This is a genomic window from Mycolicibacterium austroafricanum, assembly GCF_000612725.1.
GTDB classification, from domain to species: Bacteria; Actinomycetota; Actinomycetes; order Mycobacteriales; family Mycobacteriaceae; genus Mycobacterium; species Mycobacterium austroafricanum.
The window spans coordinates 1-19,460 of sequence record NZ_HG964458.1; the positions used below are offsets into that span (position 1 = coordinate 1).

Genomic DNA, 19,460 nt, shown 5'->3' on the forward strand with positions numbered 1-19,460 from the left:
CCACCACCCTCGGCGGTGCTGGATCTGCATGCCGCGTGCACTGCGCTCTCGTTTGGCACGTATAGCTCCCCAGGACGGGGGGCTACCTTGACAAAGTTCAGTGAAGGAAGCCGTCCCACTTCGGCTCGTAGGACCACATGCCGGGCTCGTCGGGCACCTTGGTCTGGGCCTTGGCCAGCATCGGCTCCAGCGGGGGCATGACCGGAAGGTCTGCGGACAACGGCATGGGTTCCATAGTCACGTAGACCCGGGTACCCCGACAATGTCATCGCGTCGCCGGCGGCGGCAATGCCACCGCGTAGCCCGTGATGCCGTCGGAGACTGCATGCCGCGCAAGAACGAAACCTGGCCGGATTCGACACCAGCGGCGACGAGCGCGGTCAGCTACGCGTCGAGGTCCTGACCCAGAGTGCTCACCCGCGCGGACCAGGAACCGCTGTCACGCCAACCTGGTGACACGAACCCCCTTGGGCATCACGTAGCGCGCCGGCGAGATAAGTTACCGATAGGACGAACAACGGCGAGGGGTGCTTCCCAATGTCCAACCATTTCACCGGTTTGAGCCTCGGACCGCCGCTGGGCGATCAGCGCCTTGACTTGTGTGATCTGTACGCATTCCAATCACCGACCGACAACTCGCGAACGGTCCTGATCCTCAACGCCAATCCGACCGCCGAGGCGCTTCACCCGGATGCCGTCTATCGGTTGGCAATCGATACCGACGGTGACTTGGTCAACGACGTCGCGTTCAGTTTCATATTCTCCACCCCGGTGGACGGCCGGCAGACAGTCGATGTGTTCTTGGCCCGCGGTGAACAGTCCCGTTCCCCCGAACCGGTGGGCGAGCAGATCTTCACCGATGTCGACGTGTCGTTCGGATCGCAACCCAACGTTGTGACTGCCGGCGACATCACGTTCGCCGCCGGCTCCCGCAGCGATGCCTTCTTCTTCGACTTCGACGGCATCAAGAACCTGTTCGACATCAGCGGCAAACGCAACTTCACTGCTCCTCATCTGGCCGAACTGGGTGGTAAAACGCCGTGGACCGGGCTGGATTCGAACACCACTGCCAATGTCTTCTCGATAGCAATCGAGCTGCCGACCAACACCCTTGACGCGAAGGGGCCGATCCGGATCTGGGGTCGATGCAGCCTGCGCGAGAACGGCACACTTGTTCATGTAGACCGGGCCGGGCACCCATCGGTGAGCAGTTTCTTCAACACCGACGACACCAAACTGGAGTACAACGCCAGCGAGCCTTCCAACGACTGGAACCGCTGGCTTGACCAGTTCGTCCACCTGCTGGGCCACACCGGTCACTACACCCGGGAAGATGCAATCGCCGCAATCGAGAAGGAAGGCACGTTGCCTGACATGCTGACCTTCGACCCGGCTAAGCCAGCGCAGTACCCGAACGGCCGAGTCTTCACCGACGACGTCATCGACTACCGGTTAGCGTTCCTGACCCAAGGCGAATGCCCGCCTTCAGGCCTGTCACCGCATACCGACACGTTGACCGAATTCCCTTATCTCGGTCCACCGCACACGCCCTAGGTGTTCTTCGGGGGCCACGCGGTGATACCGGCCGCGGGCCAGCCAGTTGCGTCGACGGCGACAACCTACATCGGTCGTCTCACCAGTGACCACGGCCAGGTCATCAGGGCCCAGACGGCCGCGACGAGTGTGAAGCCGACCAGCAGATAGACCGGCCACGGCCCCATCAGGTCCAGCAGCGACGCGTTGGCCGGCTTGCGGTTGAGGAAGCCGTAGTTCGTTCCAGCGATGCTGTTGAACGCGATGGTGATCGTCGCCCACACCGCGGTCACCGTCAGCGCGAGCCGATAGCTGCGCCACGTCGGCCGCATCCTTCGCCCCCAGGTCAGATAGATGGCCGCCCACACGACGAGCAGATGAATCGCCCAGAACCCGAGAAACTGGTAGTGGGGAAAATCAGGACCCGTCAGGACCGGCGAGATCAGCGCCTGCAGGCTGAGCACCAGGCCCCAGTAATAGGTGAGCGCAAACGCCCACTGCCGCTGCGACCACAACGCATAGGCGGCGACCAGCGTCGCCAGGTCGGTGAGGTGCAGCGGGACAGACCAGTCGATCCCGGGCGGAATCAGCGCGTTGACCGAGGCGCCCAGGTAAATCAGGGCAGTCAGCGCCCCACCGATGCGCCCGAACCGTCTGGCCCCAGTTTCGGTCTGCCGGCGGCCCAGCCAGATCAGCAGCATCGCACCCACCGCGAACACTGCGATCACCGACCAGTGCGATGGACCGTATGCCATGAACTCGCCTGCTGCGGAGATCAACTCAGCGGCCCAACGGGCAGGACCATGGTTTCCATACTCACGTAGACCGGTGTACCCCGGGAACGCCATCGTCGTCAGGAATCTGGCACCATTGTTGGGCTCATCGCCGTAGGCGTCGACGCGGCAGCCGTCTGAGCCCCATGTCAGAAGGGTGGCGGTTCGGCGCCGTAATCTTGTCGGATCCGTTGCGCGGCTACGCTTCTCGGTTGTTGGCCGAGGGCCTGTTTTCGTTCGAGGGCGCGTTGGAGCGCGTTGTGTTCGCGTTCGGCTTTGATGCGGGCGGCCTCCTCGGCGGCGCGGGTACGTCGTCGTTTCGGCATCTTGGCCAGCCGGTCGGGATCCGGTGGCGGCTGGGCCATCGGCGGGAGTTCGGCGGTGGTGGTGTCCCAACCGGGGAAGAACAACCAACTACCGGGCACCGTGGTGCAGCGCTGCCCGGCCGGGGTCGTCCACAGCACCGTCCCGTCCGGGAGTTGCTGTTCCTGCCAGCCCTCGGCGAAGGTCTTGCCGAGGTGGTGGGTGCGGCATTTGCAGTTCAGGTTCGACGGATGGGTGGGCCCGTACGGATAGGGCACGACATGGTCGAGGTCGCAGTGTTCGGCGGGGACGTCACAGCCGGGGTAGCGGCAGAACAGGTCCCGGGCACGCACGAACGCCGCCAGCTTGGTCGAGGGGCGGTAGTGCGGTTCCGGGTCGGGGCCGGGCAGCCACAGGGTTTTGATCGCCGCGCCGGCCCGGATCGCCTCGGCCAGTGCCACGATCGGCAGGACCTTCACCCCGGGCAGCAACGCCACTCCTGAATCCCGCACACACGCAGCAGGATTCGACGGCGCAACAGGCTTGACGGGGGCGGGCTCAGATTCGATCGCCGGCTCGGGCTCGGGCTCGGGCTCGACCTCGACCTCGACCTCGACCTCGGCCTCGGCCTGCGGGATCGGTTCTGTCTGCGGCTGCGATTCTGCTTTCCCCTGCTCCTTCGCTTTCGCTTGTTTATCGGCGAGTTTGTCTTGTTGTTCACGGTCTTCGGCGGCGATGAGTTGGCGGACGGCGTCGAGGGCGGCGGGGTCGGCGAGCACCGAGATCACCACGTTCGACGACCCCGGCGCTGGTGCGGCGGAGGCGGTACAGTCCGGGGAGCCGCAGCGGCACCGCAGATGGTCCTGGCCGCGGACAATGGCCCCGACCGCATGCGAGCGCCGCACACAGACGCTGCGGGGGTCGTTGTCGCAGAGCCCTTTGAGCAGTTCGGCGATGCGGGCCGCCAGCACCGCCGCATCGCAGCCCAGGATTTTGCCCCACACCATCACCAGTGCGTCGGGGTCGTCGCTGGCCCCGACCCTAAAGTCCAGGCCGCTGACGTGTTCACGGGCCCGGATCACCGCATCGGAGTCATAGCGCTCGATCAGCGCATCAATGGCACGTACTAGCGCTTCTTCCGACAACGACCCCCACCGCTGCGCTTGGGTTGCCAACTCCCCGTCGAGCAGCGCCCACACCTGCGAATCGACGACCAGACGGGTGCGCCAACAGATCTTCGACACCACCTGTGCACTGACCCGGCCCTGCAGATACCGCTCGGCAAGCCGAGGCAACCGGTCGCGCAACGCGATCGCGATCCGCATCTGCCCCGAGGCCCGCCTCTGTCCCAGGCTGAGCACCGCACCCAGCTCAGAGGCGGTCTGCGCCCAGCAGTCATACACCCAGTCGTCATGCTCGTCATCCCAGCTCACCGTGGAGCTCACCAACTGCGCGATCGCGGCCGACTTATGCGCTCCCGCCTGGGCCTCCTCACGCGCACACTGCTCGATCACAGCGATCAACGCGGACTCCTCCAAACCCGCGAACACCGAACCGAACATACGTTCGATACTACCGATCGGGGTACGACAAATCCGGCACCATCCACAACCATCGCCGAGATTGCTTCCACGGCACCGAATCCACGAAATCCACCGCACCAGAGACAATCTCGGCGAGGATGGCGACACCGCAGCCGGAGCGCTCATCATCCGCGCCGTCGGTATCGAGTTCAGTAGGGCTGCACAGCATGGCAAAGATGCTCGACATCTGTTTGCGCGTCCTATACACCATTGACATGCCGCATCCGACCGACGACGTCTGGGAAGTGCTGTCCACCGCCCGCTCCATCCGCCGGTTCACCGACGAGCCCGTGACCGACGCCGTGATCGACCGCTGCCTGGAGGCGGCGACGTGGGCCCCGAACGGCGCGAACGCACAACTCTGGCGGTTCATCGTGCTGGACGGTCCTGAGCAGCGTGCCGCGGTGGGCAAGGCTGCGCAGATCGCGTTGACGTCGATCGAGGCGATCTACGGGATGACCCGCCCCGACGACGACGATGCCAGCCGTGCCGCGCGAAACAACCGCGCCACCTACGAATTGCACGACCGCGCAGAGGAATACACGTCAGTCCTGTTTACTGCGTTCAAGAATGAATTCTCCTCGGAGTTCCTGCAGGGTGGGTCCATCTATCCGGCGATTCAGAACTTCTACCTCGCCGCCCGAGCACAGGGGCTGGGCGCCTGCCTGACCAGTTGGGCGTCCTATGCCGGGGGCGGGCAGGTTCTCCGCGAGGCCGTCGGCATCCCGGACGAGTGGTTTCTGGCGGGTCACATCGTGGTCGGTTGGCCGCGCGGACACCACGGCCCGGTGCGCAGGCGTCCCCTCACCGACGTCGTATTCCGCAACCGCTGGGATCCCGAACGCGCCGACATCACCTACGGCCGCGGCGCCCGGCCCAGGGGCAAGAGCTGACATCGACAAGCGCGACGAACGCCACTTCGACACCCGGCAGCTTCGACATCCACCGTAACCCCCTAGGGATATTCAGCTTTGGCCGAGAACCCACTTCTATCTCCGTGCGCCGGTGGGCGGAGACACCCGGATGAACTCGGCCACCAACGGATTCGTTTCACCCGCCCGGCTCGCCACAACGACCTTGCTGGTCGGTACCCCCTCGACGGGCACGGTGACCAGACCTGCGCGCACCGAGCTCCGCCGGTGCGACGGGGTCGGATAGATCGCACCAGCTCCGCCAGGCGGGCAGACGAGGGACTCTCCGGGTGCGAAATCCTCCGGCGACACCGACTCGCGGCCCGCCAGCGGATGCTCAGCTGGCATCACCAGCACCCGCGGCTCCTCGTAGAGCACGGTGATCCGGGTGTCGTCCATCGGAATGAACAGCGGGTCCCGAGCCACCAGCACGTCAACCGAACCTTCAGCGAAGGCCCGCTCCTCGTGGCACACCCGATGGGACGGTTGGGCGAACCGGAGGAGATCGCGAAGGCGATCGGGTGACAATGACGTGGATGCAACTTCCCGTGATGCCCCCGGTCTCGCCGATGCTGTCGAAGTCGGTCGACACCATCCCCGACGGCGCCTCCTACGAGCCCAAGTGGGACGGATTCCGGTCGATTCTGTTCCGGGACGGCAACGAGGTGGAGCTCGGCAGCCGCAATGAGCGGCCGATGACGCGGTATTTTCCCGAGCTCGTCGAGGCGGCCCGCGCCGAGTTGCCGCCCCGCTGCGTCGTCGACGGAGAGATCGTCGTCGCCACCGGCGGCGGCCTCGACTTCGAGGCGCTGCAACTGCGGCTGCACCCGGCCGCATCGCGGGTGCGGATGCTGGCCGAGAAGACGCCGGCGTCGTTCATCGCATTCGACCTGCTCGCGCTCGACGACACCGACTACACCGCGCGGCCGTTCGCCGAGCGGCGGGCGGCGCTGGTCGGGGCGCTCGCCGGGTGCGGCCCCACGTTCCACGTCACACCGGCCACCCTGGACGTCGCGACGGCGCGACGGTGGTTCGACGAGTTCGAAGGCGCCGGGCTCGACGGAGTGATCGCCAAGCCGCTCGACGGGCACTACCTGCCGGACAAGCGGGTGATGTTCAAGATCAAGCACCAGCGCACCGCGGACTGTGTGGTGGCCGGCTACCGCCTGCACAAGTCGGGCCCCGATGCGGTGGGTTCACTGCTGCTGGGGCTCTACGACGACGACGGTTCGCTGGCGTCGGTGGGCGTCGTCGGCGCGTTCCCGATGGCGCGGCGTCGTGAGCTCGTCACCGAATTGCAGCCGCTGGTGACCACGTTCGACGGGCACCCGTGGAACTGGGCCGCGCAGGTCGACCCGGACACGGTGCGCCGCTACGGGGGCGGCTCGCGGTGGAACGCCGGCAAGGACCTTTCGTTCGTCCCACTGCGTCCCGAACGCGTCGTCGAGGTGCGCTATGACCACATGGAGGGGCAAAGGTTCCGGCACACAGCGCAATTCAACCGCTGGCGACCCGACCGCGACCCGCTTTCCTGCACGTTCGACCAACTCGACCGCCCACTGACGTTCAGCCTCGACGACATCGTGCCGGGCCTTGGCGGTACCCGGCCCCGGGGCTAAGTTGCTGCCAAACCGGAATCGCCGCCCCGGATAGCGACTTGTAGCTGGCATGGATCTCGGACTCAGCATCCCCATTCTCGACATCGACGGCGGCGCGACGGCGATCGGTCCCGAACTCGCCAGAGTCGGCACGGCTGCGGAGGCGGCAGGCGCGAACTCACTGTGGTTCATGGACCACTTCTTCCAGATCGAGCCCACGGGGCTGCCCGCGGAAGCCAACATGTTGGAGGGCTACACATTGCTCGGTTACCTGGCCGGGCACACCTCGCGGATCAGCCTCGGACTTCTCGTCACCGGCGTCACATATCGGCACCCCGGCCTGCTCGCCAAGACCGTGACGACGGTGGATGTGCTGTCGGGAGGCCGTGCGGTACTGGGCATCGGCGCGGCGTGGTTCGAACGCGAGCACGTCGGGCTCGGCGTTCCCTACCCGCCTCTCGCCGAGCGGTTCGAACGGCTCGAGGAAGCACTGCAGATCTGCAACCAGATGTGGGACCCGGACAACAACGGCGCCTTCGAAGGCAAGCACTACCGACTCCGGGAGACGCTGTGCAACCCACAGCCGATCAACCGGCCGAAGGTGCTGATCGGCCGGAAGCGGCGAACGCAAGACGCTGCGTCTGGTCGCCCAGTACGGCGACGCGTGCAATCTGTTCGGCACCTCGCCGGACGAGGTCGCCCACAAGTTGCGGGTTCTGCGCGACCACTGTGACAAGGTCGGCCGCGACTACGACGCCATACGCAAGACGATCATGGTCAACGATCTCAGCCCGGCACCGGACACGAGAGACGAATTCGTACACACCATGGGCGATTACGCAAAGCTCGGCATCGACGAGGTGATCGTCTTTCCGCCCACCGGCTCGCCGGCCCTGTGGATCGACAGCATCGCCCCCGCGGTGAAGCAGCTCGCCGAGCTGGGCTCGTAGGGCGCGTCGTCAGGTCACCGCCGCGCCGACGAGATGTCCGATTCCGTAGGTGATCATCAGTGCGAGTCCACCGCCGATGAGATTGCGCAGGACCGCGCGTTGCTTCGGCGCCCCGCCCAGCCCGGCCGACACGGCACCGGTGATGACGAGGGCGATCAGCACGGAGATGACGGTCACCGGGACGCGCCAGGTCGTCGGCGGTAAGAGGATGGCGATCAGCGGCAGGAGCGCACCCACCGTGAAGGACAGCGCCGAAGACAGCGCGGCCTGCCAAGGGTTGGTCAATTCGCCTGGGGTGATGCCGAGTTCGATCTCGGCGTGCGCGGCGAACGCGTCGTGTTCGGTAAGTTCTTCGGCGACCGTGCGTGCGGTGGCGGCGGAGATTCCCTTTGCCTCGTAGAGCGCCACCAGTTCCTCCAGTTCGGCGGCGGGGTCGTCACGCAACTCCTGCCGCTCCTTGCCGAGCAGCGCCTTCTCGGTATCGCGTTGGGTGCTGACCGACACATACTCACCGAGGGCCATCGAAACTGCGCCGGCAGCCAGGCCGGCAATTCCGGCAGTGAGGATCGGGCCGCGCTCGGCGGTCGCGGCGGCCACGCCGACAACGATGCCCGCCGTGGACACAATGCCGTCGTTCGCCCCGAGTACACCGGCGCGCAACCAGTTCAGCTTGGACGCCACGGAACCCAGATGCGGCTCGGCTGGATGAGACTGGCTTTTCACGGCATCACCGTAACGAGGATGCGTGTGCTCCGCCAGCAAACCTAGCCTTGCCATAGCGGCGGCACTGACCTCTTGACGGCGCTCGGCGGCGACATGGCGATCGTCATGCCTACCGATGGAACCCCTTGACCTGAACAATAGTTGAGGTTGCAGCCTGGAATGCATGAAACAAGTACTCCGTGATCTGTGGGAAACCCGCACCGACTCACCGTTTCCCGGACTGACCACCCACGCCTACCTGTGGACGCCGGCGAACATCCTGTTCTACTCGCCGGCCACCGATGCGCAGTTCAATGAACTCACTGAGCTCGGCGGCGTCAACGACCAGTACCTGTCGCACCGCGACGAAGCCGGCCCGATGCTCGCCCGCATCGCCGAACGCTTCGGCTCGACGCTGCACGCGCCGGCGGCCGACCTCGCCGATATCGGCAAGCACGCCCACGTCGATGTCCCACTGAAGGGCCGCTATGTCGACTACAACGGCGTCGAGATCATCCCGACGCCGGGCCACTCCCCCGGCAGCGTCAGCTACCTGGTGTCCGGCGCCGACGGCCGCTACCTGTTCACCGGGGACACGCTGTTCCGCAATCCCGACGGGCACTGGTGGGCCGGCTATATCGAGGGCTTCCACCAGCCGGGCGACGCCGACACCATCGCCGAGAGCCTGCGCACGCTTGCCGAGGTGTCGCCGGACTTCGTGATCTCCAGTGCATTCCAGGGCAATTCGGCGGTGCACCGGGTCGAGCCCGACCTGTGGCGCGGACACATCGCCCACGCGATCGCGGGTCTTCCTACGTCTGCGCGCCGGTAGCTGACTCGACAGCCACGATTCTACGTAGTAGATACGTAGGCATGGTTCTTCGATCGGCGACTCAGCGCATCTCGCCCGCCTACGAGTCGGCCAGGCGCGCAACGCTGATCCGCTGGCTGCGCGCAGGCGCGGTGGGGCTGACCGCGATGCTGTTGATGGCCGTGCCGACCGACGTGATCAACACGCCGTGGTTCTCCCGCGAGGTCCCGGTCCGATGGTGGGAGTACCCGACGTTGATCGCGATGGGCATCCTCACCACCGTGTGGATGGGCATCGCCACCTCGCGGCGCGGCGCAGGCACCGCGGTCAGCGGCGTCACTCTGGCCACCTTCGCGATCGGATGTCCGGTGTGTAACAAACTCGTCCTGGCCGCCGTGGGCACCACTGGGGCACTCGGCCTCTGGGCGCCGGTGCAACCCATCCTGGCCACAGTGTCGGTGACGTTGATGACCGCCGCCGTCGCGTGGCGGTGGCGGCAGCGCCCGTGCGCCGCCGGGCAGTGCGGTTCAGTACACGCAGAGTGACAGCGCCGCGATCGGCACGCCACAGGCGGCCATGACGGCGAACACCGCAACGTGGGGGCGCCACCACGACGTCGCCGGAGGTTGAGCCAGCCGCAGCAGGCGATCGAGGACTGCGGTGCCGGCAGCGGCCAATGCTCCTTCGGGCAGACGGTCACCCGTGCTCAACAGGGCCAGGCTGTTCAACAGGTGCGTTCGTCCGTGTTCACGGGAAGCAGCGTCGTCCGCGCACATCTCCAGCAGCGCCGCTACCTCGCGCGCTGCCCTACGCATCAACGGCAGCCGCGGCAATGCGGCCGCCAACGCGTTCAGGACGGCGATCACATGATGGTGACGACCGCGCAGGTGTGCCCGCTCGTGGGCCAGCACCGCCGCCATACCGTCCTCATCGAGCAGGTCCCGGACCGCAGTGGTCATCACGATGACGCTTCGGCCACCGCCTGAAACGCAGTATGCCGTCGGCTGGCGTGCGCTGATCTCGACGACCCCCGGGTGTTCCGTGGGCCGGCCGACGATACTGACCGCTTCTGCGTGCTCGACGTTGCGGCGGCGACCCCGGATCAAGGCCATGACCACCCGCCGCACCGTGTACAGCGCAACCGCCGAGGTGGCGATCAGCAGCACGACCACCAACGCCGTCGCAGTCGAGGACGGCAGGTGCACGGCGCTGGTGAGACCCAGGGTCTCCACGCAGAATGTCAACGCCGATCTCGTCACGACCGCGTGCACGGCACCGACGACAAGAATCACCACCGCGCCGGCCCAGGCCGACAACGCGGACCCGACGGCGGCAATCCAGCCCGCGACCGCGAGCCGGGGATGCGCGCCCGCAGAAGCGGAAGCTGTCAGCAATGCAGGCGCGAACCAGCTGAGCGCTACCGCATACGCCAGCAGCACAGTCACCGCGTTCATCGGGAACCCTTTCGGGTCGATCGGCGGATCGCCTGCCGCAACTTGGCGGAGTCGTCCTCACCGATCTGTTCGAGGAAGAAGTTCAGGATCAGCTCACCGTCACCTCCCGACTCGAAGACGGTGCGCATGAGGTTCGCCGAATGCTCCTCACGGGTCATCGCCGGCCGATAGTGATACGCAAGGCCGACCTTGTCCCGTTCCAGCCACCCCTTGCGAAACAGGTTGTCCATCGTCGACATCACAGTCGTGTACGCGATCTGGCGGCTGCCCCTGAGCTCGTCATACACGCTGCGAACGGTCGAGGCTCCCTCGCGCGACCACAGCAGGTCCATCACGACTGCCTCGAGTTCGCCGAACTGCCTCAAACCCACCCAGCCACCTGCTTCACCCAGATCCGAATCAACCTACGTAGCCCGATAGTAGCGGGCATGTTCACGAACCACCGCCGCCGCTCACGGTCACCGACTCATCCGACTCAGACCTGCGGCGCCAGAGACGGTGACCGCGCCATGCCAGCGATGCCCCGACGACACCGAGCAACACGATCGGGTCGGCGGCGCTCGTTCCCATCACTCGCAGCCAGACCTGCAGGTCGAACTGTTCATCGACGCCGAGCACACCACCAAGGTTGGCGGTCCCGTCGGTCACCAGGAAGACCGTCCCGATGACGACGAGGATCACGCCAGAGACCAGTGACGTGGAATGGGTGTGCACCGGCCCCCACTTCACCGACTTGCCCCGCAGCCAACCGCGGCGGGAGAGATCGAAGCGCTTCCACAACAACGCCAGGACGAACAACGGCGCCGCCATACCGAGGGCGTAGACGGCCATCAGCGTTCCGCCCAGTACCGGGTCACCACCCATCGCCGACACCGTCAGCACACCGCCGAGCAGCGGTCCGGCGCAGAATCCCGCCAATCCGTAGAGCGCTCCCAGCGCTATCACCGACATCGTCGTCGAGATCCTGATCCGCGCGAACAGGCGCTGCGCTGACGACAACGCGAAACCTCTTCCCAGCACAGTCATCAATCCCATCCCGATGATGACAACGCCGCCGATCATCGTCACCTCACCGCGATAGCGGGTCAGCGCACCGCCAAGAGCTGACACCCCTGCCCCCAGCGGAACCAACACGACACAAAGGCCCACCCAGAACGCGGTCGTGCGTTGCACCAGACGTTGGACGCGATCGAAGGCATAGGCGAAGAACGACGGCAACAGTAGCGCCGAGCACGGACTCAACAGCGACGCCAGGCCGCCGAGGAAGGCGCCGAAGATCCCGACACCGGTCACGTCCGGTCCTTAGCCTCGTCGATGACCCGGACGAACTCCTCGGTGGGCTGCGCACCAAGCACGGGCTCACCGTTGATCACGAAGGCCGGGGTACTGGGCACCCCGATACTGCTGCCCTGCGCAAGGTCGGCATCGATGGCCGCGTCGAACTCGTTGCCCCGCATGCTCGCTGCGAACTTGTCGATGTCGGGCACGCCCGCCTTCTCGGCAAAACCGACCAAGGCGTCCTCGTTGAGGTCGGCATGACCCCGGTCCGGTGACATCGCGAACACCTCGTGGTTGAACTCCCAGAACTTGCCCTGTTCGGCCGCAGCCCGTCCCGCGCGCGCCGCTCGCATCGACTGTTCCCCGAAGATCGGCATATCTCGCCACTCCAGACGCAGCACGCCCTGGTCGACGAACCGCTCGACGAGATCGGGCTCGGTGTCGCGACTGAACTTCGCACAGAACGGGCACCGATAGTCGGCGAACATCACCATCACCACAGGCGCAGCCGGATCACCCTGTGCCAGCGGGTCTCCGGTCGTTCGCCGCTCCACCGACAACGCGGTGACGGCGTCGACCTGCCCGCCAGGGGCGTTCGATTCCGGCGCCGACACCTGCGGCGACATCGGTTGGGACGCCGCGTCGCTGACCTCTTCCGACCCCATAACCAGATAGACGATCAGCGCCACCGCAAGGATCAGAAGCCCGCCGATGAAGACGAGATCCTTTACGACACTTTCCCGCCGGGAACCAGACACCCGCCATCTCCTTGGTCCTAGACTCTACTGTTCTACGTAGTAGGTACGTAGACCCTGTGTAGCACACCACCGACGATCAGGAGAGGGCGCTTCCTTGCAGCCATCGATCCCAGGACACGCTCCAGTCGCCGTTCTGCCACAGCGGAAGCGGATCACCACCGGTGTTCCGCACCTCGACGACGTCGCCCGGCCGGGAGAACTCGTAGAACCATCGAGCGTGGTCGGCATTCAGGTTGAGACAGCCGTGCGAGACGTTGGTGTTGCCCTGAGCCCAGACCGTGCTGTCGAGCTGGTGCAGGTAGATGCCGTTATGGCTCAGCCGTACTGCGTTATTCACCGTCAGCCGGTATCCGACGTCCAGCGGCAGTCCATACGTCGACGAGTCCATGACGACCTGGTCCGACTTGTCCATCACGGTGTACACGCCCCGCTGCGTCCAGAACGCCAGTGTGGTTCCGCCGATGGTCTGCGTTCCCCCCTTGCCCATCGACGTGGGCATGGTACGCACCAGCCGCCCGTTTTCGTAGACCTGGATCTGCTTGGTGTCGTCGTCGGCGATCGAAACATGGGAATCACCGATCCGGAATCGGACGTGTTGATCCTCGGCGCCGTATACGCCGTCACCCAACGGAATTCCGTAGACGTCGGCCGACACTTTCACGGTCGTGCCGGGCGCGTGGTACTGGCGTGGCCGCCAATGCGCCGTGTGATCGTCGAGCCAGTACCACGAACCCTCCACTCGCGGGTCGGTGTCGACGGTCAGGGCACGTTCGGCCGGTGCGCGGTCGGGAACATCTCGATCGAAAGACGCAACCACCACCACGCCAACCCCGTATACAGCGCCGTCACGCAGCATCGCCCCGGAGGTCGTCGTGAGCGAAACCGCGGCCTGCTGACGCGGCACCACAGTCGTGAAAGTGGTTGCCGCACGCACCGGCGCCGCATCGCCACCACCGACCGCCTCGAGCGTGTAGGTGCGTCCATAACCGAGCGGGACCTTGGGACGCCATGTCGTGCCGTCGGCCGACATCTCGCCGGGCACCGCCTCCATATCCTCGTTCACCAGGGACACCTCGCCGAGGTGCCCGCCGAGGGCCGACACTTCAACAGACCCGACGGGTTCGACGTTCACCGCCCCGGGGGTCGGTGAGATCGCCAGCCCCGCGGGCCGGGCAGCCGCGGTGGCGGCTGACGAACCCGGCCCCGGTGGAGCCGACTCTGCGCCCCCGTCGATCGACAGGACGCCGACGACCGCTGCACCAAGGAGTGCAAGGTGTGCCAACGCTGTCGCCAGGCGCGCCGTCCCCCGCCATCGTCCTAGTTCCACGGGAATTCCTCCGGCTGCTCGACGGCCGCCGCACGACGGCCAATCAACGTTCCAACTACATACGTATCTACGGCGTAGCTACGTATGTAGGTTACAGTGGCTTGGCGCACTGCAGCGCAGTCATCGGAAACCGATGCAACGGAAGGACGATTTGTGCCTGTTACCAGACGCCGACTCGTGTTCATCGCGAGTCGCCTGTGCGTCCTGTTCGCCGTGGCTGTGTCTGCCCTGATGAGCCCAGCGGCGGCCGCGCACGCGTTCTCGCGCCCGGGCCTGCCGGTGGAGTACCTGATGGTGCCGTCGACGGCGATGGGTCGAGACATCAAGGTGCAGTTCCAGAGCGGCGGACCCGGGGCACCGGCGGTTTACCTTCTCGACGGCCTGCGGGCCCGAGATGACTTCAACGGCTGGGACATCGAGACCAACGCCTTTGAGATGTACCACGGCTCCGGACTGTCCGTGGTGATGCCGGTGGGAGGACAGTCGAGCTTCTATACCGACTGGTACCGGCAGGCGTGCGGCAACGCCGGTTGCTCAACCTACAAGTGGGAGACCTTCCTCACCCAGGAGCTTCCTGCGTATCTGGCTGTCGAGAGACAGGTCAGGCCGACAGGAAGCGCCGTGGTGGGCCTCTCCATGGCGGGTTCGGCGGCGCTGACCCTGGCGATCCACCACCCAGAGCAATTTCGTTATGCTGCATCACTTTCCGGGTTCCTGAATCTATCCGAGGGATGGTGGCCCATGTTGGTGGGCATATCGATGAAGGACGCCGGCGGGTACCGGTCCGACGACATGTGGGGTCCGTCGTCCGACCCCGCCTGGCAGCGCAATGACCCCATGGTCAACATCGGTCAACTGATCGCCAACAACACCCGGGTCTGGGTCTTCGCGGGCAACGGCAAGCCGGCCGACCTCGGTACCGGGGAACCCGAAGGGGACAACGTGCCCGCGAAATTCCTGGAAGGTTTCACGCTGCGGACCAACCGGACCTTCCAGGAGCAGTACCTAGCCGGCGGCGGGCGCAACGGAGTGTTCAACTTCCCTGACAGTGGTACCCACAGCTGGGGCTACTGGGCCGAACAACTCCAATCGATGAAGCCGGACATCCAGCGGGTGCTCGGAGCCGCGCCGGGTCAGTCCGCGCTGTCGTCGCCCGACAACTGATCTGCCGCGTACATAGCGATCAGGCCGCGGGCCACCGCGAACCGCGGCCCGTGCACACCGTCGACATCGGCCCGACCGACCACGATCGGCACGCTGCGCAGCGCCTCGCCGACCGTGCGCATCAGTTCGTCGTCGAGCGCACCGCCGCCCGCCAGCACCAGCGCGGTCGGCGATTCCCCGAACGCGGTGAGGCAGCGGGCGATGTTGGCGGCGACGGTCTCCTGCTTGATCGCCAGCCGCAGGCTGCGCCATTCCTCGGCGGCGAGCCGGTCGGAGAACGGCACCAGACCGGCGCTGCCGCGGGTGCACAGCCGTCCGATGGCATCCGAGGATGCCGGCGAGTCGAGGAAGACGCGCCTACCGTCCTCCTCGTGGGCGACGTGCGGCCCCTCGACCCGGACGGCGGGGGTGCGTTTGACCGTCTCGGCCAGCGCGTGGGGGATGCCGAGCACGCGGGCGACCGCGACGGTGATCGACTCCCCCGCGCCAGCGGCAACCACTGTTCCGTCGGCGCCGATCAGATCGACTGTGCCGCCGCCTATATCGCACACCATCGACCCGGGCGGCAGCCCCGGGGTGGTGCGGGCGCCCCAGGCGGCGGCCTCCGGTTCGGAGCTCAGTGTGCGGGCGGGCCGGCCCGTCAGCTCGCTCAGGGAAGCCGCCGCGTCGTCGGCCTCTTCGGCGGCCAGCAGTGCCACGACCGTGCCCTGCGCGTCGGCGACGCCGCGTCGCAACCACGCGCCGTTGTCGATCGAACCCAGGTCGGTGAAGAACGCGTCGTGCACGGAAAGACCGCTCGCCGCCGTCGGCACCGACCGCAACCGGATCGCGTTGACGCATCCCGGTACCGATCGCCGCAACACCCCGTGCGCCTCCGCAGGCGTGTACCGCACGAGCGCCCCGTCCACCCTGACGTCGACGTAGTCGTCGTCGGGAGCGGGCGGCAGCGGCGCCTCGGTGCGCGGTGTCACCGCGATGGCCGCGGAATCAGCCAGCTCCCGGCAGAATTCGGCCACCTCGACCAGACTGCCTGCGGGCAGGTGCAGCGCCGCCGACAGTGCGATCGGATCGGCCATCGCACGGTAGGCCCGGCCCTCCTCCACCACCTCGACGGCCACCAGGGCACCCGGCTCCAGGCCGGTGAGGTCGGCCTCGTCGACGACGGGCACGTCGATCGGGATCCGGTTGCGGATCAGCACGGCGTCGTCCTGGGCGGCCACGACACCCACCACCTGCCATCCGCGTGCGACCGCCAAGCTGATCTCTCGGGCCGCCACCTCGAAGTCGGTGGTTTCGTCGACCGAGATGACGACCGGTTCGTCCACCACCCCGGCGTTCAGATCACACAGCCGGACATGTTGTCCGACACCGTATCCCGTACCGGCCGGGGTGGACGCGTCCGGGCGGCGCAGGCTTCGTACCGGTGATGTCGGCGAGTAGGCCGGTGGTATCGGCGCCGTGGCGGTGTCGACCGGCCGCAACGCCGACAACAGCAGTTCCTCGGCGCGACAGCCCGCGTCGACCTCGATCCGGTGCAGCAGTGCCGCCGCGCCCTGCAGCGATTCGGCGCTGCCCTTGCGTCCCCGCGTCGGCGCCTGACCGTGCGCAAGGGTGGTGACGGCGCCGTCGCGCACCCGCGCCAGCACGATCTCGGTGGTGTGGTTGCCGACGTCGATACCGGCGACCACTGTGCCCGATGACCGGCCCGCCGGTGTGGTCACCGCAGCAGGCCGCGACGCGCGTACACCGCTGCAGCCTGCTCGACGAGCGCAGCACACCGCGGAGCGCCGCGCGCGAGCAGCGATGCCCGCAGCTCCTCGAGCTCGGCCGCCGTGGACCGGTGCGGTCGCAGTGCCTCGTACAGCGCCATCACCTGCTCATCCTCGATGGTCGCCAATTCGGCTGCGCGCCGGAAGTTCTCGGCCAGCTGCGGGTTGCCGCCCGCTTCGGCGACGGCAGCCTGGTGCGCGAGCGTGGCCGGGTCCATCCGCAGGTCACCCAGACCGAGTTTCCCGTCGACGGCGTTGCCGACAGTGATGTTCTCGCGGCTCGCCGCGGAAATCTCACTCATGGCCATTCCACCTTCACCGTGACCGGCGGCTGACCCGGTTCGCAGGACTCGCGCTCCAGCGCTACCAGCGCGACCGCTCTGGCGTGGTAGCGCGCGGAGATCGACTCGTCGGTGCCGCCGGTGAAGATCGGCACCGGCGCCATCCCCTTGGCGTGCCGCGCGGCGTTCTTGCCGAGCTCGCGGTACATCTTGGCCGTCAGCAGCGGCGCCACGCTGAACAGTTCCAGGTTGGCCAGCGGCGCCAGGTCCCGGCGGTGGATCAACGCGGTCCCTTTGCCCTGCAACCCGATTCCGATGCCGGAGCCCGACAGCCGCGCGGCGGTCAGACCGATCAGCCCGACATCGATGGTGGAGCGCACCCGCACCGGGCGGGCAATGCAGCCCTCCTCCTCCAGGCCCGCCGAGATCTGACGTAGCACCTCCCCGATGGTCAGCCCGCACAGCGTCAGCCACACGCTGCGCCCCCAGGCGGGCGACAGCCCGATACAGACCTCGCGCGGATCGCTGCCCTGCTGCGCCGGTTCGACGTCGGTGACCAGGACATGTCCGCGGTACGACTCCTGGTCGGCAGTCAACTCGGCGCTGCTGCGGGCCTGCCGGATCGCGTCGATCTCGGCCCGCCGCCGGTCGGTGAGGGCGTAACCCGTTGCCGGACCCGTGTAGTCGTTGGGATCGGTGAGCTTGGACAGCACCCGGAACTTCTCGTCGAAGATCGCCGAGGTCTGCAGTTGGTCACCGCGCAGTCGTTCCCGCGTCAGGGTGGTGATCGCCTCGGCCTCGTCGGTGAAACCGGTGCGGTGCAGCGACGCGATGACGTCGAACACCGTCAGCTGTCTCGCCTCGATCGACGCCGCCGCTTCGGCCACCATCTTCGGGTGGCCGGCGGGCAGGTCGCGGGACCCGTTGGCGGCCACCACCTCCTCGACGCGCGCATCCTCGTAGTCGGCCAGCCCGAGATCGCGGTACACCGCCTGGACGGCCTTGGCCGCGCGGCGACGCACGGCCTCCAGATGCTCCGGCGACACGGTGCGCAGACCGCCGTCGGCACCCCAGTCCCGCTGCAGCACCAGGAAGTCGTCCATGTCGTCGGAGTTGAAGTTCGACAGTGCGAACGCGTTGTCGTAGCGCGGGATCGAACCGAAGCCGGAGAAGACGAAGTCGGCCCCGGCCAGCAGCACCGGCAGGGTGTGCGCACTGCGCCGGATGTCCGACTCGGAGATCAGGTTGTCGTTGCCCGCACACGATTCCAGGTCGCGCATCATCACCATCAGGTTCTCGGCGAGCAGTTCCTTCATGCCCTCGGGCACCGACGCGACCACCCCGACACCGTCGATGCCGCCGTTCTGCACGCCCTGGGACCCGAGCGCACGGGCCAGCGACACGCAACGCGACTCCAGGTACAGGATCGAGCACTTCTCGGCGGCGCCCATCAGAACCTCGGCTCCGCCGCCGCTGGTGACCCGCATCTTGAGCCCGCGTGACGCGTACGCCGACGTCAGGATCGCCTTGCTGAACGGGGTGTCGTCACCGTCGACGAACACCTGCTCGGTGCCGTAGATCGAGATCGTCTCGGCGTAGCTGGTGAGCCCGCGTAGCCCCAGCCGCAATTCCAGCGCCTCTTCGATCGAGCACTGGGCCATCGCACCGGGGGAGCCGACCTGACTGCCGATCAACAGCGCCACCGCATTCGACGGTGCGTCACCGAGCACCGGCACCGTCGTCTCCACCTCGCGGAAGCCGTAGGCCACCGCCGATGCGGCGTCCGCCGCAATCAGCAACGGGTCGTCGAGTTGGTTGGTGACGTGTGCCTGGTTGCTCGGGGTGCGGCGGGCCCGCATCTTGGCCATCGCCATCTGCATCTCCACCGGGGACAGCAGCGCCACGACGCGGGCCAGCTTGGCGGGGGTGGTGCCGCCGATCAACCGCACCACCTCCGCCCTCGGCACGTTGATGTCGACCACCATGCGCGCGAGCGTCTCGTCACCGAGGGCCATCGCCTCTTCGGCGACCGTGAGGTCGATGCCGTAGCGGGCGATGAACTCGTCGATGACGTCGAACTCGCCGGCGCCTTTGCCGTCGAGTTCGACTACCTCACCCCCCCGGATCTTCAGAGAGGGTGCGGGGTCATGGGGACTGCTCATCGCGACCAGCCCGAGCCCGGCGTCGGGGACGCTGAACCCGTCGAGGTTGACCGGTTTCGAGTTCAGTACCCGAAACCGGCCCAACTCGTCTGCCAAGGAGGAC

Annotated in this window: 20 protein-coding genes and 1 pseudogene; 7 read left to right on the forward strand and 14 right to left on the reverse strand. The window is 66.8% G+C overall.

Translation table 11 applies throughout. The features are described 5' to 3' along the window. Positions 1-97 precede the first annotated feature (97 nt). Entirely contained in the window at positions 98-226 is a 129-nt protein-coding gene (locus BN976_RS33325) for a hypothetical protein (RefSeq protein ID WP_409366021.1), read from the reverse strand. Positions 227-537: 311 nt separating this feature from the next. Between BN976_RS33325 and BN976_RS26540 the strand changes: the two genes are divergently transcribed. Beyond that, complete coding sequence (locus BN976_RS26540; protein WP_011782663.1) at positions 538-1,554, forward strand: DUF4331 family protein; 1,017 nt, start codon at positions 538-540, stop codon at positions 1,552-1,554. 65 nt (positions 1,555-1,619) lie between these two features. On the opposite strand, the gene BN976_RS26545 is transcribed toward BN976_RS26540, so the two are convergent. The 3 genes from BN976_RS26545 to BN976_RS33330 form a co-directional block, all read right to left on the reverse strand. Then, entirely contained in the window at positions 1,620-2,288 is a 669-nt protein-coding gene (locus BN976_RS26545) for a YwaF family protein (RefSeq protein ID WP_105386792.1), read from the reverse strand. A 167-nt stretch (positions 2,289-2,455) separates the two neighbouring features. Next, positions 2,456-4,171: an HNH endonuclease signature motif containing protein gene (locus tag BN976_RS26550; protein WP_011782665.1), complete on the reverse strand. Its 1,716-nt coding sequence runs from the start codon at positions 4,169-4,171 to the stop codon at positions 2,456-2,458. A 10-nt stretch (positions 4,172-4,181) separates the two neighbouring features. After that, positions 4,182-4,379 carry a hypothetical protein gene (locus BN976_RS33330; protein ID WP_133167685.1) on the reverse strand — a complete coding sequence of 66 codons (198 nt, stop codon included), beginning with the start codon at positions 4,377-4,379 and terminating at the stop codon, positions 4,182-4,184. Positions 4,380-4,407: 28 nt separating this feature from the next. On the opposite strand from BN976_RS33330, the gene BN976_RS26560 reads away from it, so the two are divergent. After that, entirely contained in the window at positions 4,408-5,085 is a 678-nt protein-coding gene (locus tag BN976_RS26560) for a nitroreductase family protein (protein WP_036375630.1), read from the forward strand. 96 nt (positions 5,086-5,181) lie between these two features. Here the strand turns inward: BN976_RS26560 and BN976_RS34505 are convergent, their stop codons facing one another. Continuing rightward, the gene (locus tag BN976_RS34505; protein WP_051558573.1) at positions 5,182-5,577 is read right to left on the reverse strand and encodes a LysR substrate-binding domain-containing protein; all 396 of its coding nucleotides are present in this window, start codon (positions 5,575-5,577) and stop codon (positions 5,182-5,184) included. A gap of 62 nt (positions 5,578-5,639) precedes the next feature. On the opposite strand from BN976_RS34505, the gene BN976_RS26570 reads away from it, so the two are divergent. Then, on the forward strand, positions 5,640-6,722 hold the full coding sequence (locus tag BN976_RS26570; RefSeq protein ID WP_011782668.1) for an ATP-dependent DNA ligase: 1,083 nt from the start codon (positions 5,640-5,642) through the stop codon (positions 6,720-6,722). Positions 6,723-6,771: 49 nt separating this feature from the next. After that, positions 6,772-7,651 (forward strand): annotated as a pseudogene (locus tag BN976_RS26575) (LLM class F420-dependent oxidoreductase). Between the two features lie 9 nt (positions 7,652-7,660). Here BN976_RS26575 and BN976_RS26580 read toward each other — a convergent pair. Beyond that, positions 7,661-8,374 carry a VIT1/CCC1 transporter family protein gene (locus BN976_RS26580; RefSeq protein ID WP_011782669.1) on the reverse strand — a complete coding sequence of 238 codons (714 nt, stop codon included), beginning with the start codon at positions 8,372-8,374 and terminating at the stop codon, positions 7,661-7,663. A gap of 163 nt (positions 8,375-8,537) precedes the next feature. On the opposite strand from BN976_RS26580, the gene BN976_RS26585 reads away from it, so the two are divergent. Both BN976_RS26585 and BN976_RS33895 read left to right on the forward strand, forming a co-directional pair. Further along, positions 8,538-9,185 carry an MBL fold metallo-hydrolase gene (locus BN976_RS26585; RefSeq protein ID WP_011782670.1) on the forward strand — a complete coding sequence of 216 codons (648 nt, stop codon included), beginning with the start codon at positions 8,538-8,540 and terminating at the stop codon, positions 9,183-9,185. 41 nt (positions 9,186-9,226) lie between these two features. Continuing rightward, positions 9,227-9,709 (forward strand): hypothetical protein, encoded by a 483-nt coding sequence (locus BN976_RS33895; protein ID WP_011782671.1) that lies wholly within the window; start codon positions 9,227-9,229, stop codon positions 9,707-9,709. Here the strand turns inward: BN976_RS33895 and BN976_RS26595 are convergent. The 5 genes from BN976_RS26595 to BN976_RS26615 form a co-directional block, all read right to left on the reverse strand. Beyond that, positions 9,692-10,618 carry a M56 family metallopeptidase gene (locus BN976_RS26595; protein WP_011782672.1) on the reverse strand — a complete coding sequence of 309 codons (927 nt, stop codon included), beginning with the start codon at positions 10,616-10,618 and terminating at the stop codon, positions 9,692-9,694. The genes BN976_RS33895 and BN976_RS26595 overlap by 18 nt on opposite strands. Then, the gene (locus BN976_RS26600) at positions 10,615-10,989 is read right to left on the reverse strand and encodes a BlaI/MecI/CopY family transcriptional regulator (protein WP_011782673.1); all 375 of its coding nucleotides are present in this window, start codon (positions 10,987-10,989) and stop codon (positions 10,615-10,617) included. The genes BN976_RS26595 and BN976_RS26600 overlap by 4 nt, the downstream gene beginning before the upstream one ends. 61 nt (positions 10,990-11,050) lie before the next feature. Next, complete coding sequence (locus tag BN976_RS26605; RefSeq protein WP_011782674.1) at positions 11,051-11,911, reverse strand: cytochrome c biogenesis CcdA family protein; 861 nt, start codon at positions 11,909-11,911, stop codon at positions 11,051-11,053. Beyond that, complete coding sequence (locus BN976_RS26610) at positions 11,908-12,654, reverse strand: DsbA family protein (protein ID WP_011782675.1); 747 nt, start codon at positions 12,652-12,654, stop codon at positions 11,908-11,910. Before BN976_RS26610 ends, BN976_RS26605 begins: the two co-directional genes overlap by 4 nt. Before the next feature lie 76 nt (positions 12,655-12,730). Then, entirely contained in the window at positions 12,731-13,981 is a 1,251-nt protein-coding gene (locus BN976_RS26615) for a L,D-transpeptidase (protein WP_011782676.1), read from the reverse strand. A gap of 231 nt (positions 13,982-14,212) precedes the next feature. Between BN976_RS26615 and BN976_RS26620 the strand changes: the two genes are divergently transcribed. Next, positions 14,213-15,145: an esterase family protein gene (locus tag BN976_RS26620; protein WP_083767373.1), complete on the forward strand. Its 933-nt coding sequence runs from the start codon at positions 14,213-14,215 to the stop codon at positions 15,143-15,145. On the opposite strand, the gene BN976_RS26625 is transcribed toward BN976_RS26620, so the two are convergent. Genes BN976_RS26625 through BN976_RS26635 form a run of 3 tightly spaced genes read right to left on the reverse strand, consistent with a single transcriptional unit; the run spans position 15,115 to position 19,453 of the window. After that, complete coding sequence (locus BN976_RS26625) at positions 15,115-16,866, reverse strand: diol dehydratase reactivase ATPase-like domain-containing protein (RefSeq protein WP_011782678.1); 1,752 nt, start codon at positions 16,864-16,866, stop codon at positions 15,115-15,117. The genes BN976_RS26620 and BN976_RS26625 overlap by 31 nt on opposite strands. Further along, positions 16,863-17,222: a diol dehydratase small subunit gene (locus tag BN976_RS26630; RefSeq protein WP_011782679.1), complete on the reverse strand. Its 360-nt coding sequence runs from the start codon at positions 17,220-17,222 to the stop codon at positions 16,863-16,865. The genes BN976_RS26625 and BN976_RS26630 overlap by 4 nt, the downstream gene beginning before the upstream one ends. Then, on the reverse strand, positions 17,213-19,453 hold the full coding sequence (locus tag BN976_RS26635; RefSeq protein WP_011782680.1) for a propanediol/glycerol family dehydratase large subunit: 2,241 nt from the start codon (positions 19,451-19,453) through the stop codon (positions 17,213-17,215). Before BN976_RS26635 ends, BN976_RS26630 begins: the two co-directional genes overlap by 10 nt. Between the last annotated feature and the right edge of the window lie 7 nt (positions 19,454-19,460).

Excerpts from the sequence above, each read along its gene's own strand:
- BN976_RS33325 (WP_409366021.1), bottom strand. The coding sequence starts at position 226 with ATGCCGTTGTCCGCAGACCTTCCGGTCATGCCCCCGCTGGAGCCGATG.
- BN976_RS26540 (WP_011782663.1), top strand. The coding sequence starts at position 538 with ATGTCCAACCATTTCACCGGTTTGAGCCTCGGACCGCCGCTGGGCGAT.
- BN976_RS26545 (WP_105386792.1), bottom strand. The coding sequence starts at position 2,288 with ATGGCATACGGTCCATCGCACTGGTCGGTGATCGCAGTGTTCGCGGTG.
- BN976_RS26550 (WP_011782665.1), bottom strand. The coding sequence starts at position 4,171 with ATGTTCGGTTCGGTGTTCGCGGGTTTGGAGGAGTCCGCGTTGATCGCT.
- BN976_RS33330 (WP_133167685.1), bottom strand. The coding sequence starts at position 4,379 with ATGTCGAGCATCTTTGCCATGCTGTGCAGCCCTACTGAACTCGATACC.
- BN976_RS26560 (WP_036375630.1), top strand. The coding sequence starts at position 4,408 with ATGCCGCATCCGACCGACGACGTCTGGGAAGTGCTGTCCACCGCCCGC.
- BN976_RS26570 (WP_011782668.1), top strand. The coding sequence starts at position 5,640 with ATGCAACTTCCCGTGATGCCCCCGGTCTCGCCGATGCTGTCGAAGTCG.
- BN976_RS26585 (WP_011782670.1), top strand. The coding sequence starts at position 8,538 with ATGAAACAAGTACTCCGTGATCTGTGGGAAACCCGCACCGACTCACCG.
- BN976_RS33895 (WP_011782671.1), top strand. The coding sequence starts at position 9,227 with ATGGTTCTTCGATCGGCGACTCAGCGCATCTCGCCCGCCTACGAGTCG.
- BN976_RS26595 (WP_011782672.1), bottom strand. The coding sequence starts at position 10,618 with ATGAACGCGGTGACTGTGCTGCTGGCGTATGCGGTAGCGCTCAGCTGG.
- BN976_RS26620 (WP_083767373.1), top strand. The coding sequence starts at position 14,213 with ATGAGCCCAGCGGCGGCCGCGCACGCGTTCTCGCGCCCGGGCCTGCCG.
- BN976_RS26630 (WP_011782679.1), bottom strand. The coding sequence starts at position 17,222 with ATGGCCATGAGTGAGATTTCCGCGGCGAGCCGCGAGAACATCACTGTC.